This window comes from Akkermansiaceae bacterium (assembly GCA_024233115.1).
GTDB lineage: Bacteria > Verrucomicrobiota > Verrucomicrobiia > Verrucomicrobiales > Akkermansiaceae > Oceaniferula.
On record JACKQB010000001.1, the window covers coordinates 122721 to 137479 of the forward strand.

At 54.8% G+C, this 14759-nt stretch carries 14 protein-coding genes; 3 read left to right on the plus strand and 11 right to left on the minus strand.

Annotated elements, in window-relative coordinates; genetic code table 11:
• The first annotated feature begins 27 nt into the window (after window positions 1-27).
• Together H7A51_00550 and H7A51_00555 are read left to right on the plus strand one after the other, a co-directional pair.
• Window positions 28-3294, plus strand: coding sequence for a leucine--tRNA ligase (locus H7A51_00550; GenBank protein MCP5534705.1), 3267 nt, complete (start codon window positions 28-30; stop codon window positions 3292-3294).
• A 102-nt stretch (window positions 3295-3396) separates the two neighbouring features.
• Window positions 3397-4191 (plus strand): hypothetical protein, encoded by a 795-nt coding sequence (locus tag H7A51_00555; protein ID MCP5534706.1) that lies wholly within the window; start codon window positions 3397-3399, stop codon window positions 4189-4191.
• Between the two features lie 18 nt (window positions 4192-4209).
• Here the strand turns inward: H7A51_00555 and H7A51_00560 are convergent, their stop codons facing one another.
• The 10 genes from H7A51_00560 to H7A51_00605 all read right to left on the minus strand — a co-directional run bounded on the left by H7A51_00560 (window position 4210) and on the right by H7A51_00605 (window position 11660).
• Window positions 4210-4560 carry an MmcQ/YjbR family DNA-binding protein gene (locus tag H7A51_00560; protein ID MCP5534707.1) on the minus strand — a complete coding sequence of 117 codons (351 nt, stop codon included), beginning with the start codon at window positions 4558-4560 and terminating at the stop codon, window positions 4210-4212.
• Complete coding sequence (locus H7A51_00565) at window positions 4557-5066, minus strand: plasmid pRiA4b ORF-3 family protein (protein MCP5534708.1); 510 nt, start codon at window positions 5064-5066, stop codon at window positions 4557-4559. The genes H7A51_00560 and H7A51_00565 overlap by 4 nt, the downstream gene beginning before the upstream one ends.
• A gap of 117 nt (window positions 5067-5183) precedes the next feature.
• Window positions 5184-7172 carry a UvrD-helicase domain-containing protein gene (locus tag H7A51_00570; protein ID MCP5534709.1) on the minus strand — a complete coding sequence of 663 codons (1989 nt, stop codon included), beginning with the start codon at window positions 7170-7172 and terminating at the stop codon, window positions 5184-5186.
• Window positions 7173-7365: 193 nt separating this feature from the next.
• A complete protein-coding gene (locus H7A51_00575) occupies window positions 7366-8274 on the minus strand; it encodes a serine protease (protein MCP5534710.1) in 909 nt (302 codons plus the stop codon).
• A 204-nt stretch (window positions 8275-8478) separates the two neighbouring features.
• Entirely contained in the window at window positions 8479-8853 is a 375-nt protein-coding gene (locus H7A51_00580; GenBank protein ID MCP5534711.1) for a hypothetical protein, read from the minus strand.
• Window positions 8854-9007: 154 nt separating this feature from the next.
• The gene (locus H7A51_00585) at window positions 9008-9619 is read right to left on the minus strand and encodes a sigma-70 family RNA polymerase sigma factor (GenBank protein ID MCP5534712.1); all 612 of its coding nucleotides are present in this window, start codon (window positions 9617-9619) and stop codon (window positions 9008-9010) included.
• A gap of 305 nt (window positions 9620-9924) precedes the next feature.
• The gene (gene folB / locus H7A51_00590) at window positions 9925-10287 is read right to left on the minus strand and encodes a dihydroneopterin aldolase (GenBank protein MCP5534713.1); all 363 of its coding nucleotides are present in this window, start codon (window positions 10285-10287) and stop codon (window positions 9925-9927) included.
• Entirely contained in the window at window positions 10287-10955 is a 669-nt protein-coding gene (locus H7A51_00595; GenBank protein MCP5534714.1) for an HAD family hydrolase, read from the minus strand. Before H7A51_00595 ends, folB begins: the two co-directional genes overlap by 1 nt.
• A gap of 29 nt (window positions 10956-10984) precedes the next feature.
• Complete coding sequence (locus tag H7A51_00600) at window positions 10985-11437, minus strand: DUF721 domain-containing protein (GenBank protein ID MCP5534715.1); 453 nt, start codon at window positions 11435-11437, stop codon at window positions 10985-10987.
• On the minus strand, window positions 11427-11660 hold the full coding sequence (locus H7A51_00605; protein ID MCP5534716.1) for a ferredoxin: 234 nt from the start codon (window positions 11658-11660) through the stop codon (window positions 11427-11429). Before H7A51_00605 ends, H7A51_00600 begins: the two co-directional genes overlap by 11 nt.
• Window positions 11661-11912: 252 nt before the next feature.
• Here H7A51_00605 and H7A51_00610 point away from each other — a divergent pair, with 252 nt between their 5' ends.
• A complete protein-coding gene (locus tag H7A51_00610; protein ID MCP5534717.1) occupies window positions 11913-12971 on the plus strand; it encodes a hypothetical protein in 1059 nt (352 codons plus the stop codon).
• A gap of 23 nt (window positions 12972-12994) precedes the next feature.
• Here the strand turns inward: H7A51_00610 and recN are convergent, their stop codons facing one another.
• Window positions 12995-14647 (minus strand): DNA repair protein RecN, encoded by a 1653-nt coding sequence (gene recN, locus H7A51_00615; protein MCP5534718.1) that lies wholly within the window; start codon window positions 14645-14647, stop codon window positions 12995-12997.
• Between the last annotated feature and the right edge of the window lie 112 nt (window positions 14648-14759).

Here is a 14759-nt window from a genome sequence, read left to right on the forward strand (position 1 = left end):
TCAAAATTCACTCTTCAAAATTCAACCATGTCCGATCAACGAAAACCATTCCCCTTCGCCGATTTTGAGCCCAAGTGGCAGCAATATTGGGATGAACACAAGACCTTCCACACGCCCAACCCGGGGGAGGAGGGCTTTGATGCCTCCAAACCGAAGTACTTCATTCTCGATATGTTTCCCTACCCGTCGGGTGCCGGTCTACACGTCGGGCACCCCGAGGGATACACCGCCACGGATATTCTGGGCCGGTATAAAAAGATGAATGCTTTCAACGTCCTGCACCCGATGGGCTGGGACGCATTCGGCCTGCCGGCCGAACAATACGCCATCAAAACCGGCCAGCACCCGAGGATCACCACAGAGGCGAATGTTGATAATTTCCGCCGACAGCTCAAGTCGCTCGGCTTCGGCTACGATTGGGATCGTGAGGTCAATACAACGGACCCGGATTATGTCCGCTGGACGCAGTGGATCTTCCTACAGCTTTACAACTCCTATTTTAACGAAGAAACCCGGAAAGCCGCGCCTGTTTCCGAGCTCGAAACAAAAGGTTGGACACGTCAGGAGATCGACAACGTCCGCCTCGCATTCGTCAACGAAGCCCCCGTCAACTGGTCGCCGTCCATGGGCACCGTGCTCGCCAACGAGGAGATTGAGGAGTGGAAGGCCAAGGGGGAAACCGTTGAACGCAGACCACTACGCCAGTGGATGCTGCGGATCACGAAGTATGCCGACCGCCTGATCAACGAGCTCGATGACCTCGACTGGCCTGAATCGATCAAGCTTCTCCAGAAAAACTGGATCGGTAAATCAGTGGGAGCTAGTGTGAAGTTTCAAGTTTCAAGTGGCGTGAGCTCCAGCAACCAAGCACTTGAAACTGAAAACTTGAAACTTGAATCTCCCCACGAAGTGGAAGTTTTCACCACCCGGCCCGATACCTTGTTCGGCGCCACCTACATGGTGCTTGCGCCTGAACACCCACTTGTCGAAACAATCACCAGCGCAGAACAAAAGGATGCCGTGGATGCCTACATCAAGGCATGCGCCTCCAAGTCTGATCTGGAACGTGGCGACCTCAACAAAAACAAATCCGGTGTCGCCACCGGAGCCACCGCCACCAACCCCGTCAACGGTGAGCAAATCCCCGTATGGATCGCCGACTACGTTATGATGGGCTACGGCACCGGTGCCATCATGGCCGTACCCGCGCACGATGAAAGGGATTTTGAGTTTGCCACCCAATTTGGTCTGCCGATCCGGCAAGTTGTCCAGGAGGGGAGCGTGGGCGTCCCGCCCGCACTCTTCAATCAGGAACAATCCGTCACCACGGGCACTCACAAACTCCCCCACTGGCAACAAGGCGAAGCGGCCTGCTTTGTCACCTGGCGCATGGCGGACAGCCTGCCCCAGGAAAAACTCAGGCAGATTGAGTCCGACCGCGAAATCTGGTTATCAAACAACCCCAAACCCTGGTCCAAGGAACAAAACAAGGAATATCACCAGACATTCACTGACCGGGTGGAAACATGGCTCGATCAAGGGCACGGCACCTGTGCCTTGAAAGATCCTAAACTAAGCGAGCTCACACTTGCCGCGCTCAAACACTTCGATGGTGAGCGATATGACCTGTACTCAGCCATCGTCATGCCGAATCACGTGCATGTGCTTTTCTCTCCACGGGATGGCCACAATCTCAGCGACATCCTACACTCTTGGAAAAGCTTCACCGCAAAGGAAATCAACAAGAAGATCAACAGTGAAGGTAGTTTCTGGCAGCCCGAGTATTATGACAGGCTGATCCGTAGTCAGGAACACTTTGATAGGGTGATGGAATACATAGCGGAGAATCCAGTGAAGGCTGGGCTATCTGAGGGTGATTATGCCCTCTATGAGAGAAATGATAAGAGGGCGGGCGGGACGCCCACGCTCCCTTCTGTGGCCTCCGGCTACGCCGTCAATTCCGGTTTCCTCAATGGCATGAAAACCAAAGACGCGAAACAGGCTATGATCGCATGGCTGGAGGAAAACGGCAAAGGCGAAGCCAAGGTCAACTTCAAGCTGCGCGACTGGCTGTTCTCCCGCCAACGCTACTGGGGAGAACCCTTCCCGATTCTCTGGCAAGACGGCAACCACAAGGCGCTGCCAGAGTCCGAGCTCCCGGTGCTCCAGCCCGAGATGGACGACTTCAAACCGACCGGCTCACCCGAGGGGCCGTTAGCGAAGGCTACCGATTGGATCAACTACTCCGAAACCGCCAAACGTGAAACCAACACCATGCCCCAGTGGGCCGGTTCGTGCTGGTATTATTTGCGCTACTGCGACCCTGACAACACCGAGCGATTTATCTCAAAAGAAGCCGAGCAGTATTGGAGTGGAACAGAATCGACCGGAATGGTTGACCTCTACGTCGGAGGCACGGAACATGCCGTTCTTCACCTCCTTTACGCCCGTTTCTGGCACAAGGTTCTCCACGACCTGGGCCATGTTTCCACCATCGAGCCCTTCCAAAAGCTCGTCAACCAGGGACTCATCCTCGGTGAGGACGGCCAGAAAATGTCCAAGTCGCTCGGCAACGTCGTCAACCCGGATGATGTGGTCAAGGAATACGGTGCCGATGCCCTGCGCCTCTACGAAATGTTTATGGGTCCGTTAGAACAGGTGAAGCCATGGCAGATGAAAGGTGTCGAAGGTGTCTCCCGTTTCCTCGCCAAAGTCTGGCGTCTTGCCTTCGAGCAGAACCAGGAGGCCGAGTGGGTGCTTTCCCGTAAAATCACCAACGACAAACCTTCCCCGGAGACGGACAAGGAGCTGCTCAAGGTGCTGCATGAAACCATCAAGAAGGTAGGCGAAGACATCGAGCGCCTCTCGTTTAACACGGCTATCTCCCAGATGATGATCTGCACCAACACCTTCGGTAAGGCGGAAAAAATCCCCGCCCTGTTGATCCGTGACCTGCTCAAGTGCCTCAACCCGTTTGCCCCGCACATCACCGAGGAAATCCACCAGCAGTTAGGTGAGGCATTTCCATCCGCAAAATGCTCACGCGGCTGCATCCTCGCAGATCGCGCGTGGCCTTCCTACAACGAGGAATTCCTCGTTGAGGACGAGGTCGAGATCGTTGTCCAGGTCAACGGCAAGTTGCGCGCTAAGATCACCGTTGCCAAGGACGCCCCCAAGGACGAGATCGAGGCACTTGCCCAGCAAGACACCAACGTCATCCAGCACACCGATGGAAAAACGATCCGCAAGATCATCGTTGTCCCCGGCCGACTGGTCAACATCGTGGCCAACTAACCGTTGTTTTATACCAAGCCGCTGTAGGAAACCTTCCTGCAGCGGCTTTCTTTTACCACCTTTACCTTTGACCTCCTCCCCATGAGTCGCCAGTGTTGTATCATGAAAGCAATCGTCCTCTTGAGCGTTCTGTTTCCCCTTTTCTTCGTCAGCTGCAAACATACAAAGCCCGCTGGGGAAACAGAACAGGAGAAGCAAAACACCCGGGAGTTACACAAGGCACTGCGGGACATGCAGGAAGCCAACGAAAAAAGCTTCAACGAGGACGGAACCATTTCAGGCGATAACAAAGGGATAGAACGGGTCATTGATGTGGCCAAAAAAATGGAGGACAGCTCCACGGAAGAGCAGGCCGCCACGGGTAAACTGCTGCGAATCTGGATGACGATGATGCAGAGGGACAACCTCGAAATCCAAAACAACATCAGCCTCATCACCAAGGGCATGGAATACGGCAAGATCCAGTCAGCGGAGGATATCGACAAGCTTTCAGCCATGGTGAACGAATACATCAAGTGTAACAACGGACTCACCGAAAAGATCAGACACGGATGGCTCTCTGAGATCCGGACCAAAGCCAAGGAAGAGAATATGGAAGACGACGTCATCCTTGACTTTGTCGCGGGGCTCAAGCAGGGGTTTGGAAAATTAAAGCCACAGCTTCTCGAGATCAGAAAAACCGACGACGACCTTTGCACGGCGATCCTTGAGCAACATGGAGTGCTTAAAAAGCACTGGGGAAAATGGCAGTGGGATGAGGATCAAGGCGTACCTTCCTTTGAAGAAGATGCAGCCATCGATGCCTACAATGCAGCCGCGCAAAAAATCCAGGACGCCGCCGACGCCCAGGCCGCAGCCCAGAAAAAAGTGATCGAAATCCAGAAGACGATTCGGTGACACAGAACATGCGCGGACCTAACCAAGCTTCTCCCTGTCGGATTTCTTCAACCCACTAACAACAAGGTCATACGAGTGATCAATCAGCTCGCGCACCAAGTCGGTGGGCAGGGTTCCATCAAGAATCACCGTGTTCCAGTGTTTCTTGTTCATGTGATAACCCGGTATCACCGCCGCATACTCATCCCGTAGTTCAAGGGCGCGATCAGGCTCACATTTGAGATTGACCCGTGCCGGCACTTCATCGGGATCGGTCAGGGCAAACATCTTGCCGAGCACTTTATAGACGAGAACCCCGGGACCAAACGGGGTGGTTTCCTCGACCCCCTTTTTAGCGAGACAATGGTCGATGCAGTCTGGCAGGTTCACAGCTTGATTGATTTCAGGTCAAAGGCTTCCGGATCGTAATCGTCATCCATCCACTCGGCATAGCCTGCAAGACACTCCTTGTAGCCAAACGAGCCGCCGCAGTCTTCGGGTGGACAGGCACGCTCGCCACCTAACATTTTCGGAGTATTCTCACCGTCCAGTTTCTCCTCGATGACGAGTTCATGGGTCCAGTCGTCAAAAAAGTCATACCGATACATCAATCGGATCGGCAGCCGCCGGCGTCCTACAAATGCTCCCACGGTGACATCCTTCTCATCTTGAAAATCATCTCCGGGAGCGACTTGCTCCTGGGTATTGGCAATCACACCAGTAAGACTTCTCCCTTTTCCATGACGGAACTGGTGTGCCTGTTCATCATTCCAGCCCATCGCTTTTTGGATGATTTGGTGCAGGTCGGCAAAAGTCGCTGACTCCGGGACGGAGAATCGTCTCCAGATAAGTGGCTCGACTTCATAGAGGAAGACTTTGACGACGTAGGAGTTCATGTGGCGAAAATAAACCAAGGACGATGAAGATTGCACGAAAATTTTAAGGGAGCGTGGGCGTCCCGCCCGCATCAACCCAAGCCATCATTATTGTACGGGCGGGACGCCCACGCTCCCTTAATCAAACATGCTTTTGAGGTCGGCAAAGAAATCGGCCGACTCCTGCTCGGTGACTTCGGCGCCCATGATATCGTCGTAGTCGAGGTGCTCGAGGTATTTATCATCGAGCTCCATGAGGAACTTGCTGGGCTCACCGGCGTGTTCCTGGCCCCATTTGGTCCGGACCGAACACCATGTCAACGTGCAGCGGTCCTGGGCGCGGGTGATACCCACGTACAGAAGCCGGCGCTCCTCATCGCTGGTTCCTTCCTCAATACTGCGTTTATGCGGAAGGATACCCTCTTCGAGGCCGACGAGATAGACCACCGGGTATTCCAAGCCCTTGGAGGCATGCAGGGTAATGAGGGTAACACCGCGCTGTTTGTCGATGTCGTCATCGCTTTCCCGGTCGCGCGCGAGTGCCGACTGATCGAGGTATTTCTGCAGGGTTTTCCCTTTCTTGGATGCGTCCTTGAGGTCCTGGATAACGGTATCAATGCTATCGCGCCGCATGTCCTCTTCCTTCTCGTTTTTGCTGTTGCGCTTTACCCAGTCGATGTAACCCATTTCCTCTAACATCTCCAACATGACCACTCCCATATTTTCCTGGCCTGAGGTCATGCGTTCGCGGTAGCTGAGGATCATCTCGGTGAAGGCATGCACTGAGTTTCTGGCACGCGCTGAAAGTTGGTCGGACGGCACACCCATGGCTTCCCAGACACTGCCACCGCGTTCGCGTGAGATGTCTGTTAGTAAGACGGCGGCCGCCTGGCCGATCCCCCGGGGCGGGGAGTTCATGATGCGGAGCAGTGGCACATCAGCGCTCGGGTTCGCCAGCACTTGCAAATAGGCGAGCACGTCACGCACTTCACGTTTATCATAAAAACTCTGCGCACCGATCATACGGTAGGGGATTTGCTCGGTCCGCAAGGCAAGCTCAAGGTGGCGACATTGTGAGTTGGTGCGGAAGAGGATGGCGATGTCCTCGAGTGGTTTTTTCTCAACCCGATGGAGGTCGGTGATCTCGTGAGCGATGTATTCCGCCTCTTCCTCATCACCGGGCATGGAGATGATGCGGATGGGGTCCCCCCCTGGTTTGACCGACTTGAGAGCCTTTTCGCGTCGGCCTATATTATGCACGATCAACGAGTTTGCCGTGTGGATGATGGCATCCGAGCTACGGTAGTTGTACTCGAGCCGGATCACCCTGGGGTTGGGGAAGAATTTCTCAAACTGGAGGATGTTGGCAACTTCGGCGCCGCGCCAGCCGTAGATACTCTGGTCGTCGTCTCCGACCACGCAGACGTGATAGGGTTCGCCGACGAGCTGCTGGAGCAGGCGCATTTGCAAACCGTTGGTATCCTGGAACTCGTCCACCGTGATGCGGGTCCAACGTTTCCGGCAGAGGTCGCGCACATCGGGAAATTCACGAAGCAGCTTCTCAGCAAGCAGGAGCAGATCATCGAAATCCACCGCGTTCTGGGCGCGAAGTTCGTTTTGATAGGCCTGGGCAATATCGGCGACAAAGGGGTCTTCGATATCGGAGAAGTCGAGGCCGGCATTTTTTGCCTTGGAAATCATCGAGATCACCAGACTGGGTTCGATTTTTTCCTGGGCACCGCCTTTGCGGACGATGATTTGTTTGATCAGGCCGGTCTGGTCGTTGCCGGTGTAGATGGTGAAATTGTGTTTATAGCCTAGCCGGTCGATGCCTGTCCTGAGAATCCTTACGCAAAGCGAGTGGAAGGTACAAACCGTGATTTCCTTGGCAGCGGTCTTGCTGACCATATCGCCGACGCGTTCACGCATCTCGTTCGCTGCCTTGTTGGTAAAAGTAACGGCAAGGATGTTTTCCGGGGCGATACCGCGTTCGACCATGTGGGAGATCCGGCAGGTGACAGTACGGGTTTTTCCCGTACCGGCGCCGGCAAGGATAAGGACGGGGCCATCGAGGGCATTCACGGCTTCCGCCTGGGCGGCATTGAGACTGGTGAGATCAAATGACATAGGTGCGACGCAGATGTATCTTCTAAGTTTCAAATTCCAAACTCCAAATGGATGAAGTTTTAAACTCCAAATACCAAATACCGAATACCAAGTAAATGGGGCTTCGCCTCTAGCTAAAGGCACGCGTCAGCGTGCCGTTTCTCTTTCTTGGTATTTGGAGCTTGGAGCTTGGAGCTTGGTATTTGAAACTTAATCAACGCCCCGGGCTGACCTCGGGGGTGATGTCAAGCTCCTTGACCTCGGTGCCGCGCAGGACACGGAATTTTTTAGTTTCTCCTGCAACAAGGTAATAAAAGGCATCCACAACTCCGGCATAATCACCGACGGCTTGATCGCCGATACTCAGGATGACGTCCCCATTTTGAAGCCCGGCTTTCTTGGCGGGGGAATCGGGTCTGACACTTTCGACGATGGGAGCCGCGACCAGCTCGTCCATGACAATACCGATCCAGCACCGGCCGACGCGACCATTGCGCCGGTGGTCATTAAGAACCCGGGTGATGACCTCCACGGGCAGGCAGTAACTACTGTTAGGTGCGTTGTAGACGGCCTGACGGACCAGGCCGACAAGTTTTCCGTCGGTATCATAGACCCCACTCCCCGGCCTGGGTGCGGCCTTGGAGTGATTGACACGGAGAACAGCGAGCGGAAGCACCTTGCCCTGGAAACGATGTACCCGTCCCACGACGCGCGCCGGATCACTGTGATCGGTGGCCGAGGTAAAAACCTTGTCGGATGGCTTCAGTTGCAGTGATGCCCCTATGGCTGCCGGCTGACTGGCCGGTGAGCCGGTGGGTAGCTGGTAGATGGCGATCCGGCTGTCAGCGTCATTGACCACAAACTTGAGTGGCACTTTTTTCCCCTCGAGTGTTAGAGATGCCTTGGTGACATCAGAACCAAGCTCGACGACTGTGGCCAGGGTGCCCTTGTCATCCAGGAAGACGAAGGACGAACTGGAGGCCTTCCCCCCTTTCACTGCCAGTGGAGCAAAGTCCACGTTCTGGGCTTTGAGTGGGGAAAGCGTAAATCCAAGGGTGCTTGCGGCAACAAGCGCGACCATACCAGTGACTCTGGTGCCGGTGGATAGGGTGTTTTTTTTCATAAAAATTCTGGAAGTCATTGCCAGTGATCATTGCCAACGGGTGACGGCACGGCAAGTCAAATGTCCTGCAAGGTTTTTTATACCGACCATGCACCTTACTGCTGTTCCGCGCCCATGGTGGCATAAAGCCTGGATAGCAACCCAGCAACCGCCATAGACATCAGGGGGGGCGTCTTCGGTCTCACCCCAATAACAAGCACCAAGCTAGTAGGCCTCGCGGATAGGCTCCTTGTCTTTGTCCGGCTTGAGCATGTCCTCCTTTTGCTCGGGCACGTGCTGGATGGGGGCCGTATCGATCACAGGCTGTGTGGTCACATCTGCCTTGGGCCAGAAAAAGAATCCCAGCATGACGGCTGCATAGGCTGCACCACCGGCGTAAACAAAACGCATCTTGTTGCCCATTGCGAACCAGGTGCCTACACGCTCGAAGAACAGGCTGCGCGAAGAGCGCTGGAGCAGCTCCTGGCGCTGGCGACGGTGGAACTCGTCGAGGAACTCCTCGAAATAGGCATCATCAGGCTGCTCGTGACGCTTGAGGGCGATGAGCTGCTGGACTTCTTTCAAATTTTCGTCGTGCATGGGTCTGATGGTCGGAGGTTTGCCGGTATTCTAAAAAATATAATTAAGAACGCAAGAATATTTATATATTTTGATTTGATGGATCAAGCCGAATGACGGGCTGTGATCCTTAGATCATATGGATCGGGGTTCCTGTTACTTTCTTTTACTTTTTTTACTGTTCCGGTGAGTGCGTTGGTGTGAGGAAATCCTCTAGATATCCTTGGAGTTGCTTATGGGCGTAGTAAAGCCGCGACCTCACGGTTCCTTCCGAAACCCCGAGAATACGACTTATTTCAGCGTGTGGCATGCCCTGGATATCGAACATCGTCACTACTGATCTATGGTCCTCTGACAGTGCCTGCATGGCTTCGTTCAATTTTTTTTGAAGTTCGTGGATATTTGACTGTCGGCGCGGATTGGCTCGATGCCCCTGGTCGATGAATGCGGGGTCGTTCTGAATACCGGAATCGATGTCATCAAAGCTGTATCCGGCCCGTCTTTTCCGTTTTTTGAGAAAATTCAGGGTCATATTGACCGAAATCGAGTAAATCCAGGTGTAGAAGGTTGAATTGCCCCGGAACCGGCGCAGTGAACGGTATGCCTTGGCAAAGATGTCCTGTAGCAGGTCGTGGGTATCCTCCTTGTTGGAGGTCATGTTGTAGACGAGGCCATAGAGTTTTCGGCTGTATCTGATGACCAGCTCGTCGAAGGCCCGGGTATCGCCGTCTTGGGCGCGCTGGACAAGATCCGCGTCGGGATCGACCGATTTTCTCTGTTTAGCCATGCGTCAGCCTAGGGAGTAAGGGTGGTTAAGGGAAGAGGGGTTGCGGGGGTGGGTTTCATTATGGGACAGGGTGGTTGGCATGTCAAAGCCGCATCTTGCGTCCCTGGACCGGGGGGAGGGAGAGGTGTCGCTCGCCGGCCGAAGATCTTCAAGTCCGTGATGTCCTCCTGGCTGACGGCTGATTTCCTCCAAGTCCTCCCATCGCAGGGTCTGCTGCTTGCAGCAACAGACACATCGACGGGAGAAATGTTCAATTTCCATCCCGCTGAAACGAGTCGTCCTTTCCTCACGACGCCTAACAAAAACTACCTGCCGGCCTTGCGGGAAATCGATACTCCCACGCAGCGGGTATTCGGCAGGATGAATTTTTCCACTTCGATGGTCACTTTATGCACGGGGAACTCTGCAAGCACCATCGCCGCCAAATCTTCCGCAAGGGTTTCGATCAGCTTGCGTGGTTTTTCCTCACAGACTTCTTCCAGTCTGGTCGCAACAGCATGGTAATCGATGGTGCGCCCGATATCGTCGGCCAAGGGGCCGGGTGATGCATGGGGGGAGAAACTGGCACTGACCAGCAGGCCCTGGGGCTCAGCGCGCTCTTCGTCCGGCACACCGATGTTACACACCACGTGTAGACCACGTATGAAAATCTGGTCGGATTTTTTCATCAATCGATTGAAAAGGCCCGGGATTCGAGCAGTTGTTGAATCTCTGAGAGGTTCTCTGCAATGAGATCCGGGTTGGATTTTGCCAGCTGGTCCACATTCTGATAGCCTGTGAGCAGGGCGATGGAGGTCACGCCACCGTGGCGGGCCGTTTCCACATCGTGGCACATGTCGCCGAGGAAAATGGTGCGCGAGGCATCCAGCTGATGGAGGTCGAGCATGTGCAGGATCTGGTCGCGCTTATCCAGGACACCGGCGTAGGTCGCTTCAAAAAAGTGGTCGACACCCAGTTCCGCGGCATGACGGCCAAACGCGTCGGCGTCCATCGAGCTGAGTATAAACATACGCCTCCCCTTTGCATGCAGACACCTCAGGAATTCCACCGCGAAGGGAAGCAGTGGAGAAGTCACTCCGGACGCCTCGGAATCGGCAAACCCTTTCCGGAAATGATCCTCGAGCTCGGAAAGCGGAACGCCCGGGAGGATTTCCTCGTAATACCCGGAGTAGGGCAGGCGGAAACTCATTCTGAAGTCCTCCCGTCCGATCTCCCCTTTGCCATACTGGCGCAGAACGTGGTTGGTGGCATCGAGCACCATCGCCAGATCATCCACCAGGGTGCCGGACCAATCGAATATCCAGTTTTCGTAGTGATGTATACGGGACTTGACCATGTGCGTAGTTTGACCGGAGGGCGTGTGGTTTACCCTATTTTAAAAACGACCTGCTTGACGATGCCGTCGCCGAGTTCCCGGTGGAGGTTGTCGAGGAGTTTGCCACTCATTTGCTGCAGGTGGAACTTCATCGTCGGTTGTAACACCCGCAGGACGAGCACACCGCCGCGGATCGACTCGGGCACCGTGTGTTGGGCTACAAACGGGCCGGCAACCGCGCCCCAGACCTCTTTGAGTCGCTGTTCATCGACCCCCTCGGCCAGACCGATCTGCTTGAGCAAGTGATCGAGAAACTCACCCGGCTGGTGGATATTCCTTGACGGGTTGGGTGGATCGACACCACCCAACCATTCGACAAGAATCCTGGCACGCGCCTTTTTTTCAAGATGGCGCGCCGTGCTGTCCCCTAGTGTATGGGACCTGTTTTTGGGTTGTCCCCCACCCGGATTAGAAGGGGGGGGAGTGTTGGGATTAGTCCCCATCGTCGCCGATAGCCTCGACGGGGCAACCTTCCATGGCCTCCTCGCACTGCTCGCGCTCCTCGTCGTTTTCAGGCTGTTTGAACACGTAAGAATAACCTTCGTCCTCCTCACGCTTGAAGTTGTTTGGTGCCGTCTCGCGGCAGAGGTCACAGTCGATGCACTGACTATCTACGTAGAAAGCGCCTTTCACATTTTCAGGATTAATATCTTCTTTGTCGGCCATGTCTTTATAATAGGTAATGTTGACGGCACCTCATTCGCCTATCGAAGCTGTAAAATCAAGCTCGAATTTCCACCATTCCGATTTATAGCCCTAGCCCGGTCTGGCCATGGTGCTGCAAAAGAACAGAAGAATTCTACTGGCCAAACAATGGCCTTGCAGGTAACGCGGTTTTTCATCACGATAAAAACCGATTATCCATCAATGATCCTCCCTACCGATTTCTGATTCCCCTTACCCATCTTGGTCACCGCCATGGACAAAAAACATAAAAAATCACCCCGCAAAGCACACGATATCAATTCCCAGATCGAGGAGGAAGACCTGTGGGACCTTGACGATGATTGGGATGATGCGGACGAAAGTCCGGAAAAGGAATTTCCAGAAACCGGGGAAACCAGCGCCAGCAAGGAAAGCAACGACGCCGATGCCAGAACAGACAGCCCGGATCCCGCCAGTGGCGATGAGCCGCTTTCTATCGACGCATCAGAAGACCAGGCCGGCGAGGTGGCTGAAGAAGTCCCCGCCAACGCAGAAAACGTTGAACAGGGTGAAAAAGCACCCCTTGAGTCCAATGACACATTCGAGCTGCCGGACCATGGCGAACTCGATGAGTTCGACCTGGAGGAAGAACCGGAGAACCCCGAAACAGAAGAAGCAAAGGAGGATCTTGTAGAACAAAATGAAATCGACGAAATAGAGCCCGACACTGATGACGATGGCGCGGTTGCGGCATCAACCGATCTCAAGGCACTTGCCGAACCCCTCAAAAAACTTTCACTGAGCTCGACTGAGAAAATTGCACTTTCGGTGCTTGCCGTCATTTTCCTGGGCCTGACCATGTGGGGGATCATTTGGCTGAAACAAAAGAACAACGATGCCACCCTTGCAGAGACCCTCGATCTCCCGATTGCCGGCGAATACGCCACCGTGAGCGGGTTTGTCACCTACTGGAAGGCACCGGGCGACACCCCCGGCATCAAACTGGGCGCGGTGGTTGTTCCCGCCGCACGGATCACACTGGGCGACGGCTCATCATCCGGAACCCTCAGGATATATTTTAGCGATGCCTCGAAAAACAGTATCGGGGACCCGATTACCATCAACTTCAAGGATGGAAAATTTGCTGACGGCACCGATACCATCGAGGTATCCGCGTCCGATGGCTTCCACCTCAAGGGTGATTTCCATGCCTATCAGATGGACCGCAGCCTGGCCTGGGATGTGGAGGTGTTAGAGGCGGAAAACAGCATGGCGAGCCGGGCCAATTTCAAGAGGCTGTTCAACACCAAGGTGGCCCCAACCATGCGTTAAAGCCAGGCAGGGATTCCCCCCGCCTACCCCAGCAGACTTTCGGCCATTGCGCGCGCCTGTTTGCCACCTCCCCCTCCGAGCATCCGGACCAGTTCACAGATACGGTCTTCTCCCTGCACCGCGACCAGTCGGGAACAGGTTCTTCCGTCTTCGACCACCTTGCTGACCACAAAGTGATGTGAGGCGACGGCAGCCACCTGGGGAAAGTGGGTTATGGCCACCACTTGGTGTCGATCACCCAGACGGGCCATTTTCTCACCTACGGCGCGGGCGATCTCGCCACCGACATTGGCGTCGATTTCATCAAAAACCATCAAGGGCGTGGCATCTTGCTCGGCCAGGGCGCTTTTTACAGAGAGCATCACACGGGAGATTTCACCGCTGGATGCGATCTGCCTGAGCGGCTTCAACGGCTCCCCGGGGTTGGGGCCGAACTCGAACTCCACATCTTCAAGGCCACTCGCCTGGGGTTTACTGTGGGGCACCAGCCGCACCTCGAAGGCGGCCTGCTTGAAGCCGAGTTCCTTGAGATGGCGGGCGATGTCCCTGGCCAGCCGCGGTGCCTCCTTGCGCCGCTTCTGACTGAGCTTCATACCCAGCTTGTCAGCCTCGGCCCGGGCGGCATCAAGCTCATCCTGGAGCTGCTGCAAGTGCTCGGCACGATTCTCCACCGCATCCAGGCGTTGCGCCACCTGCTCACGATGGGCCAACACATCCTCCAGGGTCGGCCCATATTTTCGTTTCAAGGTTTCCAACGTATTGATCCGTTCCTCAAGCCGGAGGAGCTCAGCCGGCTCGGTGCCGAGGTCATCGAGGTAATCAGTCAGACCACTCTCCATTTCCTGGAGTTCAAGCACGGTTTTATCAACCCCCTCCAGGGTATCGCGCAGTGCGGGATCGAGTTTTTCCAAATCACGACTGACCTTTTGCAAATGCCCCAGCTGTTCTAACAACGACTCGTCACTTCCCGAAAGAAACCCGATGGCCCTACTTGCCAGCTCAACCAGTCGGGAGCTGTTTGAGGCGCGTTGATAGGCTGATTCCAGCTCCTCCTCCTCGTCGGGATTCGGTCGCGCTGAATCGATTTCCCAGACCTGGTGACGAAGGAGATCGAGCTCCCGCTCCCCTTCCTTGCCGGAGGCCTGAAATGCTTGCAGGGCATCGGATTTTTCCCTCCAAATTCTCCAGGCCACACGGTAGTCGGCACTAACGGAAACAAGTCCCGCATAGGCATCCAGCATGGAGAGTTGGCGATCGGTCGAGAGCAAACCCTGGTGGTCGTGGGGGCCATGGAGATCGACAAGGTATTCGCCGAGGTTTTTCAGCACAGCGAGAGTGGCGGGTGAATTATTGACAAATTGTTTGTTAGACGACTGGCCGATCACACGCTTCACGATCAATTGTCCGTCGTCACAGGTTTCCAGTCCGCCATCCTCTAACACAGCGTTGATCTGTGGCAAATTGGGCAGGTCGAAAACAGCCTCGACCACGCAGCTCGCCTCGCCGGTACGGATCAGTCCCTTTTCGGCCCGTTCTCCAAGCACAAGTTTCAAGGCACCCACAATGACTGATTTCCCGGCACCCGTCTCACCGGTCACTCCCACCAGCCCTGTATCCAGATGCCATTCAAGTTCGTCGACGAGCGCGAGGTTTTTGATTTTAAGTAAACTTAGCATAATCTTCTTTTGCCAATCTCCTTGGCGTTGTGGGTGTAATTATGCCAAGGTCTGGCCAAGTTGAAACCTGAAATTTCTCTCACCTTCCTCGGCACCAGTACGTCCACCGGCG

What these genes read in the sequence shown, in the direction of transcription:
- H7A51_00575 (MCP5534710.1), bottom strand. Translation starts at nt 8,274, where the DNA reads ATGAAAAAAAACACCCTATCCACCGGCACCAGAGTCACTGGTATGGTC.
- H7A51_00570 (MCP5534709.1), bottom strand. Translation starts at nt 7,172, where the DNA reads ATGTCATTTGATCTCACCAGTCTCAATGCCGCCCAGGCGGAAGCCGTG.
- H7A51_00595 (MCP5534714.1), bottom strand. Translation starts at nt 10,955, where the DNA reads ATGGTCAAGTCCCGTATACATCACTACGAAAACTGGATATTCGATTGG.
- H7A51_00555 (MCP5534706.1), top strand. Translation starts at nt 3,397, where the DNA reads ATGAAAGCAATCGTCCTCTTGAGCGTTCTGTTTCCCCTTTTCTTCGTC.
- folB (MCP5534713.1), bottom strand. Translation starts at nt 10,287, where the DNA reads ATGAAAAAATCCGACCAGATTTTCATACGTGGTCTACACGTGGTGTGT.
- H7A51_00565 (MCP5534708.1), bottom strand. Translation starts at nt 5,066, where the DNA reads ATGAACTCCTACGTCGTCAAAGTCTTCCTCTATGAAGTCGAGCCACTT.
- recN (MCP5534718.1), bottom strand. Translation starts at nt 14,647, where the DNA reads ATGCTAAGTTTACTTAAAATCAAAAACCTCGCGCTCGTCGACGAACTT.
- H7A51_00605 (MCP5534716.1), bottom strand. Translation starts at nt 11,660, where the DNA reads ATGGCCGACAAAGAAGATATTAATCCTGAAAATGTGAAAGGCGCTTTC.
- H7A51_00585 (MCP5534712.1), bottom strand. Translation starts at nt 9,619, where the DNA reads ATGGCTAAACAGAGAAAATCGGTCGATCCCGACGCGGATCTTGTCCAG.
- H7A51_00600 (MCP5534715.1), bottom strand. Translation starts at nt 11,437, where the DNA reads ATGGGGACTAATCCCAACACTCCCCCCCCTTCTAATCCGGGTGGGGGA.
- H7A51_00580 (MCP5534711.1), bottom strand. Translation starts at nt 8,853, where the DNA reads ATGCACGACGAAAATTTGAAAGAAGTCCAGCAGCTCATCGCCCTCAAG.
- H7A51_00610 (MCP5534717.1), top strand. Translation starts at nt 11,913, where the DNA reads ATGGACAAAAAACATAAAAAATCACCCCGCAAAGCACACGATATCAAT.
- H7A51_00550 (MCP5534705.1), top strand. Translation starts at nt 28, where the DNA reads ATGTCCGATCAACGAAAACCATTCCCCTTCGCCGATTTTGAGCCCAAG.